The organism is Coprococcus sp. AF16-5 (genome assembly GCF_003479365.1).
In the GTDB taxonomy this organism is placed as follows: Bacteria; Bacillota; Clostridia; order Lachnospirales; family Lachnospiraceae; genus Coprococcus; species Coprococcus aceti.
The window spans coordinates 1-14,973 of record NZ_QUGZ01000007.1; the positions used below are offsets into that span (position 1 = coordinate 1).

General features: G+C 37.7%; 14 protein-coding genes. 12 read left to right on the forward strand and 2 right to left on the reverse strand.

Features of this window, described 5'->3' with window-relative positions:
* The first annotated feature begins 114 nt into the window (after positions 1-114).
* The 11 genes from DWW70_RS13405 (at position 115) to DWW70_RS13455 (ending at position 11,273) form a co-directional block, all read left to right on the forward strand.
* Positions 115-270 carry a hypothetical protein gene (locus DWW70_RS13405; RefSeq protein ID WP_199669333.1) on the forward strand — a complete coding sequence of 52 codons (156 nt, stop codon included), beginning with the start codon at positions 115-117 and terminating at the stop codon, positions 268-270.
* Positions 271-668: 398 nt separating this feature from the next.
* A complete protein-coding gene (locus DWW70_RS14790) occupies positions 669-881 on the forward strand; it encodes a hypothetical protein (RefSeq protein WP_147360152.1) in 213 nt (70 codons plus the stop codon).
* Between the two features lie 284 nt (positions 882-1,165).
* Positions 1,166-2,128: a bacteriophage abortive infection AbiH family protein gene (locus DWW70_RS13410; RefSeq protein ID WP_118650043.1), complete on the forward strand. Its 963-nt coding sequence runs from the start codon at positions 1,166-1,168 to the stop codon at positions 2,126-2,128.
* Positions 2,129-2,172: 44 nt separating this feature from the next.
* Positions 2,173-3,060: a hypothetical protein gene (locus DWW70_RS13415; RefSeq protein WP_118650044.1), complete on the forward strand. Its 888-nt coding sequence runs from the start codon at positions 2,173-2,175 to the stop codon at positions 3,058-3,060.
* 650 nt (positions 3,061-3,710) lie between these two features.
* Entirely contained in the window at positions 3,711-4,199 is a 489-nt protein-coding gene (locus DWW70_RS13420) for a hypothetical protein (protein ID WP_118650045.1), read from the forward strand.
* Between the two features lie 12 nt (positions 4,200-4,211).
* A complete protein-coding gene (locus tag DWW70_RS13425) occupies positions 4,212-5,261 on the forward strand; it encodes an N-acetyltransferase (protein WP_118650046.1) in 1,050 nt (349 codons plus the stop codon).
* A gap of 75 nt (positions 5,262-5,336) precedes the next feature.
* Positions 5,337-5,708: an ASCH domain-containing protein gene (locus DWW70_RS13430; RefSeq protein ID WP_055272412.1), complete on the forward strand. Its 372-nt coding sequence runs from the start codon at positions 5,337-5,339 to the stop codon at positions 5,706-5,708.
* A gap of 468 nt (positions 5,709-6,176) precedes the next feature.
* Positions 6,177-7,187: a hypothetical protein gene (locus DWW70_RS15025; RefSeq protein WP_199669334.1), complete on the forward strand. Its 1,011-nt coding sequence runs from the start codon at positions 6,177-6,179 to the stop codon at positions 7,185-7,187.
* A 31-nt stretch (positions 7,188-7,218) separates the two neighbouring features.
* On the forward strand, positions 7,219-9,537 hold the full coding sequence (locus DWW70_RS13445) for an ATP-binding protein (protein WP_118650048.1): 2,319 nt from the start codon (positions 7,219-7,221) through the stop codon (positions 9,535-9,537).
* Positions 9,538-9,632: 95 nt separating this feature from the next.
* Complete coding sequence (locus DWW70_RS13450) at positions 9,633-10,139, forward strand: hypothetical protein (RefSeq protein WP_147343969.1); 507 nt, start codon at positions 9,633-9,635, stop codon at positions 10,137-10,139.
* Between the two features lie 213 nt (positions 10,140-10,352).
* Positions 10,353-11,273 carry a hypothetical protein gene (locus DWW70_RS13455; protein WP_055145597.1) on the forward strand — a complete coding sequence of 307 codons (921 nt, stop codon included), beginning with the start codon at positions 10,353-10,355 and terminating at the stop codon, positions 11,271-11,273.
* A gap of 99 nt (positions 11,274-11,372) precedes the next feature.
* Here DWW70_RS13455 and DWW70_RS13460 read toward each other — a convergent pair whose 3' ends face one another.
* Together DWW70_RS13460 and DWW70_RS13465 are read right to left on the reverse strand one after the other, a co-directional pair.
* Positions 11,373-12,854, reverse strand: a complete 1,482-nt coding sequence (locus DWW70_RS13460; protein ID WP_022215939.1) for a nucleotide sugar dehydrogenase — start codon at positions 12,852-12,854, stop codon at positions 11,373-11,375.
* Between the two features lie 209 nt (positions 12,855-13,063).
* Entirely contained in the window at positions 13,064-14,167 is a 1,104-nt protein-coding gene (locus tag DWW70_RS13465) for an endonuclease/exonuclease/phosphatase family protein (RefSeq protein WP_118650049.1), read from the reverse strand.
* 232 nt (positions 14,168-14,399) lie between these two features.
* Between DWW70_RS13465 and DWW70_RS13470 the strand changes: the two genes are divergently transcribed.
* Positions 14,400-14,972 carry a VanZ family protein gene (locus tag DWW70_RS13470; protein ID WP_117875280.1) on the forward strand — a complete coding sequence of 191 codons (573 nt, stop codon included), beginning with the start codon at positions 14,400-14,402 and terminating at the stop codon, positions 14,970-14,972.
* Position 14,973: the final 1 nt, after the last annotated feature.

Consider the following 14,973-nt stretch of genomic DNA (forward strand, 5'->3'; position numbering starts at 1 on the left):
TGAAAGGAATGAATGATTATTAGCTTCTAAATAATCATACAAGAAAATATGCAACATTATAGAAATATTGGTGGCAATTCAAATGTTAATTCATATGCCATAGGAGATACCTATTTGGACGTCTTGTTTTATGGAACACCAAGAGTTTATAGGTATTCATATAAAAGTGCAGGCGTTGAAAATGTAGAGAATATGAAAGTGCTTGCTGAGCAGGGATATGGATTAAATTCTTTCATAAACAGATATGTAAAATATAAGTATGAAAGATGATGTGATATAAGATTTTATTGGGATTATAGCTATCATCTGATAGCTATAATCCTGTGAAGAATAAGAGCGTTGTTCATGAACATGCCGTTGCTAAGGATGTTTAGAGAAAGGGAGTGTTGTTACGAAAATAGCAAATCGTTATGCCATAGAGATAAACAGGATTAGTAATCATTTAACTGACTTAGAAAATGGTCGTATATATGAAATTACTAAAATCCCCGGAGAACCATCGTGTGTCACCATGGCTCAACACATTAGACAAGATATAGCAGGTCTGCTTGATTTAATTGAAAATGACAAGCCAGGAGTATTGGAAAAGGTAGCTAAAGTAGAGAATAAGATATGAATGGAAACAAATAGTAAGTACGTTAGAACAGTGTAGAAGAATTTATATATTTATGATGGAAAGAAAGGAAAAAAGAGAAATGGCAAAGTGTATTTGTTGTGGTAAATCAGGAGCGGATTATCCTCACTATAATGGAGGGTATGTTTGTGATAATTGTATTGGCATGTATTTTACATGCCCAGCATGCGGAAGAATTTTTGATATAAATGACAGAGAGCATGGAGATAATGGTGGATTTTGTGCAGAGTGCGCACCTGATCACTGATGATGTTTGTTGTTGGTATGCCCCCTCTATAGCGAGGTGGGCTCTTTAATTACTAATTATTTAGGAGAAATGGGATGAATAGATATTTTGATAAAATTGGAAGATAGATTGGAATATATAGAGTTTAGACATAAATTATTGTTTGATAAGCAATAGTGTGTAAAGTCTGATGTGCAGGTGCACATTTGCGCCTGCATGTTCGCAAATGTCGACGAAAATGTTTATCGATATTCTCCGTAGTGACCCCCACTATGGAGCGTTTACCAATATAGGAGGGACAGACATTGAAGACGTTATATATAATTGGCAATGGATTTGATATTGCACATAATCTTCCGACATCATACTGGCATTTTCGGGAGTATTTGGAAGACTTGCATCAAGACTTTCTTGCTGATTTTGAATACTTATACAATATAGGACGCATAGATTTGTCTGATCCTAGAGTGTCAGAGCGAACAGTTAGTAAGTGGAAAAACGCTATATGCGACACGTTGTGGAGTGATTTTGAAGACAAAATGGGCAGACCTAATATTGATGAGATGCTGGATGCTTCGGATTGTGTCCTAGGGGATATGCATCTGGATGGTGGATTGATTGGCATTGAGGATACTATGGATGTATATTGGCGAGAGCAGTATGGCTATATGGAAAAGTTTCAGCAATATGTGAAAAATTGGATAGAACAAGTTGATACAAGTTCTGTGAGCCCTAAGTGCAATCGGATTTTAAACAGTACTGATTATTTTATGAATTTTAATTATACTGATCTGTTAGAGAAAGTATATCATGCAGAAAATGTTTTACATATTCATGGCGGAGTTGAATCTGTAACTGATATTGAACCGGTTATGGGACACTGTAATAAACACGATATAGATGAGCATAGGCGATTGGCAAGAGAAGCAGATGAAGAGTTTGATGAGGGCGGAGCTAGCATCCATAGGGCTGTAGTTGATTATTTGTCAAGAATTTACAAGGATACAGATGCTATAGTCTCTTTTAATAATTATTTTTGGAATAAGTTACATAATGTCAATCATGTAGAGATAATCGGATGGTCTGCGGGAGAAGTTGATTTGCCATATCTGAGGAAAATCAGGGATAACGTAGATAGCTCAACTATATGGAATGTTTATTTTTATGACGATAGAGCATTAACGATGTTAAGCAAGGCAATGGATTCAGAAAAAATAAGTGATTTATATGAGGTTCACTATATTCCGGCTAACGAGTTTTGGAATTAGTGAATTTTTTGATATAGTCATGTTTTTATTTATGGGGGGATAAGATGAAGCACATTTTACAAGACAATGCACTTGAATCATGGGCAATGGCCATTAAATATAGCAATTTTATTTTAAACGGAAAGGCTACACTACAATATCGAAAACAATTTGTATCATCCTTACACAATGCAGTTGAGCTATTTATCAAGCAGTTGATGCTTGATAATAATGATCATAGGGTATGCAGTGTAAGAAAAGGTTGTGATGCAGATGGACATCCGGCGGTAGAATTTTATAATGCCGCTGATCTCAATAGTTATTTTGAGAACCTGGCAGATGAAGACATGAAAAAGTTCTATTCGATTGAATTTAATGAGATACAGAGATTGGCCAAAGAACTATTTAGTGGATATTATGGTGAGTATTCTGCCGACAAGATAGTTGTGGATGATTCGATTGCATTATTAGGACGGCTGAGAAACGGAGAAACACATTTCTTCGTTGAAAAGAATAGTTTCCTTACTGATAAGGAGTTTCAAAAACTATATAATTTTATGATTGTGTTTAATACAATACTACATTATTATAACTTGCTTCCGTATTGGGGAAAGCCATGGGGAGAATTTGAAAGATTTAAAGTCGCTGAGACAAGCTTACAGAATTTTTCGTATAAGAAAGCCGTTCAACAATCAAAATTCTATCAAAAGTTGAAAGAATATATTTCTGAAGAAGTGTATCCTGCAAATGGAAATACTGCATATGACTATGCTGAAGACATGTACTTTTATTTGCAGAATAAAGATAAAGACATGGATTTTGATGAATTGTGGACTTGTATTGAGATGGCAGTTCATTACGATCTATTATCGTATGAAGATGTTGTTGATGAGTATGATGAACCGGAGATAGGGACCGGGGCGAATGATTACAGGATGTTTAAACTTAAGTAGCGTAGATTAGAGGATTATACGAGTTTATAGATATATGACATGGGGGCTGGAGGTAGAAAAATGATAAAAACAAGAGATTTCCTTGGGGCAAAAACCAAAATGAAAAGTTTGATTTCCATAGTTAATGAATATGATTATGAGGATATTTCTAAGGCAAGCATTGTTTGAAGAAGTCTTGGGCGAGCTCACAAATCAAGGCCCTATAGAAATGGACTTTTCCTCTAGTAATACTATTGGGGAGACTTTTATTTGGAGTTCAGAATTATCAGTTACTAAAATAAATGAAGATAATCTCATCTTTTCATTAAATTATCTTGGAACAACAAAAATTGATTCATTGGATGAATGGAACAATGGATCTTACTAATAATTGGAAGAAATTATTGGTGATAAAATAAGTTTGAATCGGTAGAGACAGACAAATAATATGGGGACTGATCGAAAGAATTTTGTCCATCAAAAGGCGGGTAAGATATCCGCCTTTTTGTATAGGAACAATAGCAAAATATAAAAGATAAGAAAAACTAAAAACTTATTGCGAAAAAGTAAATATATAATATAATGTTTAATATATACATTTAATGGCAATGCAGTACAGAGAGAAAGCGATATATGTTATTTAATAGCGAAATTTTATTAAGGGGGTATATATGTCTAAAAGTAACGTGAAATTGAGTGATGGTGTGGCGGATAATTTAATGCAAAGTTTGAATAATGAGTTATCGGAAATCGGCAAAACTCTTATAGAACTAATATCAGAGTTCGTGAAAGAGAGAATACGGGATATTGATTTAAGAGAATTGTTTAGCAAGAAAGACGAAGATAAATTACTTAATATATGGTATAGCCAGCTTGTGGAGAAAGGTCTTATCCCAAAAGTGTACGAGGGCTTGCCAGAAGATATGTTAATTCATAATCTTCATCAAGAGGGATATTTACAGGGAATGTATGTAGGATTTGCCCTAGCCTTGATGTCATTAGTAGATAATAATGCCGAAGAGAATTTGATACTTTCGGTTATGGATGATATTCGACCAAATCTTGTATGTCATCAGTATGAAGACAGTTCTGAATTCTTGGATCGATTCAAGAGTGAGAAGTATAATATGGTTAATAGTTTAAGTGATGAAGAAAAATAGGAGGTTGAGGGATTGAATAATATAATACGAAAGAAGTTTTCTGAAATAGATTTACAGGATGCCTTTTTTCTGTCTTTGAGGAATGATTATCCAGGTTTTGATAATTGGTTTAAAGGAAAAAGTGATCAAGAAGCTTATGTGCAATATGAAAATAATAAAATAATTGGATTCTTATTTTTAAAAGTCGAGAAAAATTTAGTAAATGATGTTGTACCTAATATTCATGCAAATAAAATATTAAAAGTAAGTACATTTAAAATAAATGCGCATGGAACTAAGATGGGTGAGCAGTTTATAAAGATAATAATGGATTATGCTGTAAGTGAAGATGTAGATGTATGCTATGTTACTATTTATGAGAAACATCATTCTCTTATTGAACTTGTTCAGCAATTTGGATTTGAATTGTATGGGACAAAAGGAGATGGAATATATAAGGAAAATGTATATTTAAAAGAGATGAGGAAAATTACGGGGAATATAAATAAAGACTTTCCACTTGTTTGTATTAGTACAGCAAAGAAATATTTATTAAGTATTTATCCCAAGTATCATTCTGTTATGTTTCCGGATTCTATTTTAAATACTGAGGATAAAAATATTATAACAGATATTTCTTATACAAATTCTATTCATAAAGTATATGTATGTACAATGGATCAGGTAGAAAATTTGAAATATGGTGACATAGTTGTTTTATATAGAACAGCAGAAACTGGAAGAAGTGCGGAGTATTCTGCAGTTGCGACATCAATATGCGTTGTAGAAGATGTAAAGAAACAGAGCGAATTTGTTAGTTTTGATGATTTTTATAGATATGTAAGTAAATACAGCGTTTTTGATGAGGATGACCTTCGGTATTGGTACAATAAAGGTGGGTGCAAAGCCATAAAAATGACATATAATGGTGCTCTTAAAAAGAGAATAGTTCGACATGATTTAATAGGACAAATTGGTTTGGAGCGCAATCAATACTGGGGTTTTTTTGAATTAACAGATGAGGAATTTAATTTGATTGCAAAAAAAGGTGAGGTTGATAAAATATTAGTGCAAACGAACTAATGTTCGATAACGAATTGCAAAATATTGCTTGCTGATGTATAATAAAATTTATAAAAAATGAATGGAGTGAATGTGATGTGCGCAATTTTGTTATCAATAAATCCAGTTCATGTTGAAAATATAATGAATGGCACCAAAGGATATGAATTTAGGAAAAAAGCTTGTAAACGACCGGTTGATAAAATAATAATTTATTCTACTAATCCGATAATGAGGGTTGTAGGTGAAGCAGAAGTGGAAGAGGTATTGATTGATAATCCGGAAATCATATGGAAAAAGACATACAAAAAATCTGGTATTGATAAGAAATTTTTTGATCAGTATTATGAAGATAGAGATCAGGCGGTTGCGTATAAATTGAAAAATGTAATACAGTATACGAAACCAAAGAAATTAAATGAAATCGGCATAAGTAGTGCACCACAATCTTTTCAGTATATTAAATAGCTGTAAAGCGTTAAGTGTATGAATATAGTACATAGTTAATGCAGAACAAAAAGGAGGATTTAAACAAAATGGCAAAGTGTATATGTTGTGGGAAAACAGGTGCGGATTATCCACATTATAATGGGGGATATGTTTGCGATGATTGTGTTGGGGCATATTTTACATGTCCTGCGTGTGGAAGGGTTTTTGATATAAATGACAGAGAGCATGGGGATAATGGTGGTTTTTGTGCAGAGTGCGTTCCTGATCATTAACAAGAAAGATATCAATTATGATACCAACTGTCAATATTTGATAGTTGGTATTTTTATTTATGGGCTTTAGATTATTGAACATGCACGGCTTAGATAAGTTTAATATAAAAATAAACCGCGGATGAAACAATAAAACATCTACTATGCGTATGATGTTAATAAGTTATATGAATACTCAAGCAGATATTATATAAATTGAGTCTATAGGAAAAAAATGCGTCAAGAAAGGGAAAAAATGGGGCTATACCATAAGATATTTAAAGCTGATCCAAATTTATCAATATATCTTGAGAATCCAGATCCGCTTAAAGACTATGCTGAGGAATTGCTAAACCATTTAACGCATGCTGGCGACATGGAAGACCTTCATCAGGCAAAGGTAGATATTTTAAGAGATTATAGTGACATATATAATTTTGATGTGACAGATGCAGAGTTTCCTGAACCGACAGGCTATTTCGTTGATGCAGAAGAGAAAAGAGCTTTTGTAGAAAAGAGGATTTTATTACATGATATAGTCCTGTATTTAGGTAATATATATAAGTGGTATCATGAAATAATATACAATAAGCAAAGTCGGTTACCTGAGATTCGATTGAAAAATATGGCCATAGATTATACTGAAATATATCAGAAAGCAGTGGGAGACTATAAGAACGCCATTGTCAATGGGATGCCTCATGCAGTGACAGCCTCATTTATGTTACCATCCCTGATCGAGCGCGGTTTAACATTAGCTTTGCAAAATAGAATGTTATATAAATGTATTTGCGGATTGCCTGAAATAAACTATTTAAATGAAGAGGGACTGATTGATGAAGAGGAGGAGAAATATATTGACATTTTTCTTCATAATACAGAGAGATTTTGCTTTGATGCCAGGGAAGATCATGTAATGGGAAAGATGTACACTCTCTTTGTTCGTCAGGGAGTATTGGAAGAGTCGGCAGAAAATGAGATGGTTTTGACGGGAGTGGGGCATAGAAATAGAAGTGGAAGAAAAGTTACGCGAACTCTGGGATCATTGCTAAAAAGCGATTTTGCGAAAAGTGAGATTTTGCCTGAGTATATGGAGCTCATGGATAATATTTTTGTGAAGTTAAATATCAGAAACAGTATTATGCACGGCATTGGGGAAACATTTGATTACTTGAATATTGGACTAGTGTCTATAATGTTCCAGTTGTTATGGGATATTGGATCGTGCGAGATATTTAAGGATTGAATATACAATAGAGTTTTATTGGAGATAAAAGATGTTTAATTACAAAAACCTGTGTGACTACGAATTTGAAATATTGTGCAAAGATATAATGCAGAAGAAGCTGGGTGTTCCACTTCAGATATTTGCGAGGGGCCGTGATGGAGGCATTGATATAACTGATGATACTGTGAGCAAAAATGTTGTTATACAGGTCAAGCATTATATCAATAGCAAATACAGTGATCTTATATCAAGCCTGAAGAAGGAGGTTTCGAAGGTTGCTGAGCTGAAACCGGAGAAATATTATGTGTGCAGCGCATTGGAGCTTACCCCTGCAAATAAGACGGAGATTTTCAATTTGTTTGCGGGATACATGGAAGGTTCATGTAATATATTGTCGTTGAATGATATAGATGAGTATCTGCAGGATCCGGCAAATATGGATATAGTGCGCAAGCATTACAAATTGTGGCTTGAATCCGCAAATATATTGGAAGAGATTGATAGCAGAGATATTTTTATAGATTGCGAAACGCTTCTCTACAACATAAAAGAGGAACAGAGAGAATTTGTTGAAACATTGAGCTACAGACAGTGTATAGATGTCCTTGAGCGTAATCGTTTGTTGATGATTCTTGGAATGCCGGGAACTGGAAAGACCATGACGACCAAGATGCTTGCTTTGTATTACGCAGCACTGGGTTACCGGATTATTTATACGACAAATGGGGATCTGCAGAGCATAAAGAAAGCTTTGTCAGTTGATAAGGAATCTAAAGAGATTATTCTGTTGGATGACTGCCTTGGACAGTATTACTTCAGAATGAAGGACACCCAGGAAAATGAACTGATGTCTTTGATCAAATATGTGTTGATGCATAAGAACAAGAAACTCATCATGAACTCCAGGGTGACGATATTTCAGCATGCGAAGGAAGCTTACATAGAGCTGAACAGTTTTATAGACACGGAGAAGGTGCGGCTCCAGTATATTGATATGGATTCTATGACCATTGAAGACAAGGGAAGGATATTCAAGAATCATTTGTATTTCAGAAATATACCATCGGATCATTATGTTCAGATCCTGAAAAATAATAATTATCGTTGGATAGTCAAACACAGGAATTATACACCGCGTATCATAGAGTATGTTACGCGGCAAAATGTATCCAGTAAGATTGCTGCAGATGAATATTGTGATTTTATAAGGAGATGCCTAGATAATCCTACTGAAATCTGGAGAGATGAGTTTAACAACAGGCTCAAGGCAGAAGACAGGATTTTCCTTACCTCACTGTTTTCGTTGACGGACGTTGGTGTGGAGGACAAGGTACTGCGCAGAGTATTCAATGCTCGTATTACAAAAAGAACTGATATAGACACAACCCGAAATGTGTGGGAAGCAGTATTGAAGCGGATGGAGGGAACATTTGTCAAGATCATAGAGAACAAAGGCGTGCGGCAAATTGGAGCTATCAACCCATCTGTGAATGACTTTTTGAAGAATTATCTGGACGAGAATGAACCTGAAGTTCAAGAAATCAGGAAAAACGCCACGGAATATATTCAGATTGTCAGAGGATTCGGCCCGGACATAGTGGATATTGTTAGATCTGGAGATGCAAGTAAATACAATTTCAAAAGCGATGTTGAAAGGCAGCTTGTCATATTGTCGAATATATGTGAGCTGGGTATATGCATAAATCAATACAGAGATATTGTCAGGACGTTTGTGGAGTCTTTGCCATATGCGTTTTATAACAAAGCAAGTACATTTACTGTAGTGCCTTCTTTGCTCTCGGAGCCGCTGGCAGCATATTATGGCACACGTGAGCATTTGTCGTCAGAGGAATTGGAAGATCTGCTGGATTCGATGGATTTTGATGACTTTTGTGTATTTGAAGAAAATCTGAAGAATAATGGACTGGAACTGTGTGAACTGGTGGACAGTGATGTTGTTCTGGAAAAGCTGGACAAGGCCATGCGGGATTACATAGATGGATATGACAGATCCGAAAGTTATACAAATCAGGATACATATGAACTTTTTAAGGAGAATACGATATACAACGGAGCGTATCATGAGGTTGATGTAGATAAGGTTGTAAATATTTTAGCGGATTGCGTGCGGGATGATATATATGACGATGTGACAGGTAAATTGGCAGTATTTCCCAGGGCAATAACCGATGACATTGATTTATCCAGATATGATATCCGGGCAGATACTGGTGAGATCGAGAGTTATGTGTGCGATGTGCTTGCTGATCCTGGTGACAGAGATTATGGCGATTTTTATGATGGTGATAGTTCTTATTCGGGGCATTTGGATGGGATGGATGAGTTGGATTTTATATTTGCGGAGTGATGACTTTAGGCATACTAAGCAATGAGTTAATATCATTGCTAACATGGACAGAAAAAATATATACATGTTTACTAATTAAGATAAGGGAAAAGATTATGAATAAGGGTAAAGAAAGAAAAAAATGTTATGTTGATTTAAAAAAAGAATTTACTATTTACAAATATGTATGTCGTAGACGTATAAAATTTAATGAGAGAAAAAGTTTGAACGATCTAGTTAAATTCGATACCCATAATGAATGGATACACTATGTAGTATGTTCAAATAAAGTCTATTCAAAAGATGAACTAGAGGAATTTAGAGCATATCTCATACAAAGACAAAGAAATATTAATCCGAGTAAGGAGTATTGGTCACTATCGGTGCCGGTTTGTATGACTATAATCCTCGATAGAGCGATGAATATGTTGGATGTTTTGGGAAAAATTCAAAAGAAATCAGTGGGAATAATAATGGTTATAATTATAGGAGTGTTTGTTATTGAAGTATTTATAGTAGGAGTACTGGTGTTTCTTATAAAAAATATAGGAGATTATGAAGATAGAATAAATTTTTATAAAGATTATATATCTATAATTGAGAACATGATAAAAAAATTATAGTAAAATTCTATGTTGTACAATACTAAGAGTTAAATCAAATTTTTATTTGTTCACAATAATTTCGGGGGGATATAACCAGCAAAACTAAGTCAAAAATGCTCCTTGAAATACCCCACCCGCTTCTATATAATTAAAATATATTATTTATTGCGGAAAATGAACTATTCAGCCCGGTTTTACAGGGCTGAAGTTCAATACCAGGGAGGATTTACTATGAGGTTGGTTACAAGATCGGATTTTGATGGACTTGCGTGTGGCGCACTGCTGAAGGAAGCGGGAATTATTGATCATTGGAAGTTTGCGCATCCGAAGGATCTTCAGGACGGACTGATTGAGGTTACGGAGGATGACTGCCTTGCAAATGTGCCATTTGTTGAGGGCTGCGGACTTTGGTTCGATCATCATTCAAGTGAGCATGAGAGATTGGCGCTTGAGGGGAAATACAAGGGGGAGAGTCGTATAACTCCATCGTGCGCTAGAATAATCTATGAGTATTATGGAGGCAGAGAGAGATTTCCGCAGTTTGACGATATGATGGAGGCTGTTGATAAGGTTGATTCAGGTAATCTTACCATCGATGAGGTACAGAATCCAAAGGGATGGATACTTATTGGATTCCTGATGGATCCTAGAACCGGACTTGGAAGATTCAGAAATTTCACCATATCAAACTATCAGCTCATGGAGAAGCTTATAGATGCATGTCGTACCATGACCACTGATGAGATACTTGCCCTGCCGGACATACAGGAGAGAATAGTTCTGTATAATGAGCAGACAGAGAAGTTCAAGGAGATGGTCAAGGCACATACCATAGTGGACGGTAATCTTATCATAAGCGATCTTCGCGGAGTGGATCCGATATACACCGGCAATCGTTTCATGATATACAGTATGTATCCTGAACAGAATGTGTCAGCGTGGATAGTAAGCGGACGTGGTGGACAGGGATGTTCGGCAGCAGTTGGATACAGTATCCTGAACCGCACAGCGACCATGGATGTTGGAAGCCTTATGCTCAAGTATGGTGGCGGTGGACACAGGAAGGTTGGTACATGTCAGTTCAAGGATGACGAGATGGATACAAGACTTCCTCAGATGCTTGAGGAGCTCAAGGCTCAGGCTAATTCATAAGAAATATTGACAAAAAATAACCGAATGATACAAGTTTTAATTCGTATCATTCGGTTATTTTTTATGTTATAAAAATGTTCTTAAAGGTCTTCTTGAAGATTAGTCTCTCTGGAACAGATCTCTTGTGTATACCTTGTCTTTGATGTCGTCGAGGCATGAATTGTACCTGTTGGCGATGACAGCGTCGGACATGGATTTGAATTTGTCTAGGTCATTTACAACTTTGCTTCCGAAGAATGTGGTTCCGTCTTCAAGGGTTGGCTCGTATACAACGACGGTTGCGCCCTTGGCTTTGATACGCTTCATGACACCCTGTATACTGCTCTGGCGGAAGTTGTCGGAGTTGCTCTTCATCGTCAGTCTGTATACACCTATGACACATTCCTTCTCCTGGGCTGCTGAGTAATCACCGTTATTGTTGTAGTCGTAGTAGCCTGCGATGGAGAGAACGCGGTCTGCGATGAAGTCCTTTCTCGTTCTGTTGCTCTCAACGATGGCGCTCATCATATTCTGAGGCACGTCGTTGTAGTTGGCAAGGAGCTGCTTTGTATCCTTTGGCAGACAGTATCCGCCGTATCCAAATGATGGGTTGTTGTAGTGTGTTCCGATTCTTGGGTCGAGACATACGCCGTTTATGATGTCCTGTGTGTTAAGTCCCTTCATCTCTGCGTATGTGTCAAGCTCGTTGAAGTAGGACACGCGGAGTGCGAGATAGGTATTTGCAAATAACTTTACAGCCTCAGCTTCGGTGAAGCCCATGAACAGAGTGTCTATATCTTCCTTGAGGGCACCCTCCTGAAGCAGTGCGGCAAATGTATGGGATGCCTTAACTATCTTCTCGTCATTCTTGTCTGTGCTGACAATTATCCTTGATGGATAGAGGTTGTCGTACAGTGCCTTTGATTCACGAAGAAACTCTGGGCTGAAAATGATATTTGACGTGTTGTATTTCTTCCTTACGGACTCGGTATATCCAACTGGTATAGTTGATTTGATGACCATGATGGCATCCGGGTTGACCTTGAGGACGAGCTCGATAACGGCCTCAACGGCTGATGTGTCGAAATAGTTCTTGTTGCTGTCGTAGTTTGTCGGAGCAGCTATGATTACGAAATCTGCATCCTTGTATGCTGATTTGCCATCGAGAGTTGCTGTGAGATCAAGCTCCTTCTCGGCGAGATATTTCTCAATATAGTCGTCCTGTATAGGGGATTTCTTGTTGTTGATGAGATCAACCTTTTCAGGGATGATGTCAACTGCCGTTACATGGTTGTGCTGTGCCAGCAGGGTCGCAATGGACAGACCAACGTAACCGGTTCCTGCCACTGCAATGTTCAGTGGGGATGGAGACTCGAGCTTGTGTGCGCCAGCATTGATGAACATTTCTGTGAGGTCGAAGTTCAAAACCTCTGACAAACTTTCGAGCTGCTCTATAGAAGGAACAAAATCCTTCTGCTCTATTCTGGAAATGAGTGCTCTGTTGATACCGGTTGCATCGGCGAGCTGAGCCTGGGTCATACCTTTTTCTTTTCTTCCGTTCATGACAGTGTCGGCGAGACGTGACTGTGATAATTTCTTCATGATCAAAATTCCTTTCTCTGATGAGTATTCTCTATTATTCTTAGAAGTATTATTCAAAACTAGCAATAAATGTTAATATTTATAACATTTACAATGCCATAATACATGTAAAAACGGCATAAATCAAGAGAAAAATGTATTTTAAACATAAAATTATACATAATTAATGTTAATTAAAATAACATGCATAAAATAACTGAAAATATAGTTTATTTCAACGCAACATCGAGTCTTATCGGATTGTGATCGCTGTTTTTAAAATCCAGATCTATGGTCTCTGTGGAGTTGATCTGCAAATTGCTCGATACTATGAATCCGTCGATGACATAATATTGGAAACTCTCGTGGTCATGTCCTTCGTATGGTTTGTCCAGGGATCGGCATGTCGGAGCTGAGGAATCGGTGGTGCAGGTGAAGGAATCTCCAAATTCAGATACATCTATGCTTCCTGGTGCCCACAGGTCAGCGGACTGCTGAGGGTATGCGGACAGATCCACATTTGAAAAAGTCTGGTTGAAGTCGCCTCCTGCGATAACGTAGTTTCCTGCTGCAGCCTCATTTTGGAGAATGTCGGCGAGCATCCTGGTCTGGGCGGCTTTGCCCTCGCCTGAGTCATAAGCCTCCAGGTGGAGATTTACTATGACGAGTTCGTGTTCACTTCCGGCAATCGGTATTCTGGACACGATCAGGCATCTTTTCAGGTTGCACAGTCTGATCGGGTAGGAAAATGGACATGGAAGCTGTATTCTTTCTGCATCCGATACTTCAAATGAGCTGAGAGTCATTATTCCTGATGTCACTCTGCCGATCGGTGGAAGTGGATATGGAACCATGAGTGTTTTGTAGTTGTAGGCGTATGAGCTTGTGTATGACGGCAGCTTTTCCCTCAAAATATCGGCTTCGTTTATCTTGTGGCTTCTGGATGATCGTTCATCGACCTCCTGGAGAAGAAAGATGTCAGCGGCAAGTGAATTCAGCTCTGATGTGATGGCCTCCATATTGTCGTTTACCTGCTTGGCTGTGGAAGTGTACACACTGTCTCCTCCGTCCATGAAAAAGTCAGCATTTGCGCCGAGGGATCCGTAGCCGAGATTCCATGTCACGATGGATATGGAGTCGCCGACAGATGGTGAAAGTTTGGCTGAGCCGGTTGTATTTTTGCCAAATGTGCTTCCGGATGTGACCTCAAGGGATTCGGAATCGTCTGGCTTGTATTCTGTTATAGTGAGAACTCCTACAAATATTATGGCGGCCGCAAGGATCACGCCGAGGACGATACATGTTATTTTTAGAATTTTTTTTGCTATTATCATGTTGGATATTTCCTGTTCTATATTTGTTCAGCCCGTCCAAATGGTTAGTTGGACTGACATGTAAAGTATATCAGACGCGGTGTATGTAAACAATGTGTAAAATGACACATGTTGGGAATCGTGGTATAATGTAGCACGCTGATGCGTGCGCAGGTCATCGCGCTTGCGCACGATGATATATGATATAATGAGCAGCAAGACATAGTATAGTAGAAATTATTGAGGGGAATGTATGTTTGAACTTATTATAAAAGATATAATGGAGGTCGCGGGCTACCTTCCGATAGGGATTCTATGCGGATGCATAGCAGTCGTGGTTTATCTCGTGTATACAGTGAGTCCTGCAGGAAAAAAGGTCAGTGCCGGAGGACGTGTGAAGAAGTCAATAGTGTGGTTCCTGCTGGTGGTGTATCTGGCGGTGATGGCAGTTACTGTGTTCCTGTCCAGAGAGCCGGGCTCAAGGCAAGGCATTGACATGACGCTGTTTCAGACGTGGGGAGTGACGCCCCAGGAGCACGCATTTGTCATAGAAAATATATTGCTCTTTGTGCCGTTCGGCGTGCTTTTTCCGCTGGCGGTGGCTGGAAGTAAGAATGGCGATGGCAGGGCGGTAGACAGGTTGTCCAAATGTACTGTACTGTTTGGATTTCTATGCAGTGTCTGCATAGAGACGGTTCAGCTTATAACGGAGCGCGGTTACTGCCAGCTCGATGATGTAGTTATGAATACCCTCGGAAGCCTTGCGGGATACATTATATTTTTAATTATAAAAAAGATGAAAAATATTAAAAAAATGGAGGAATAGA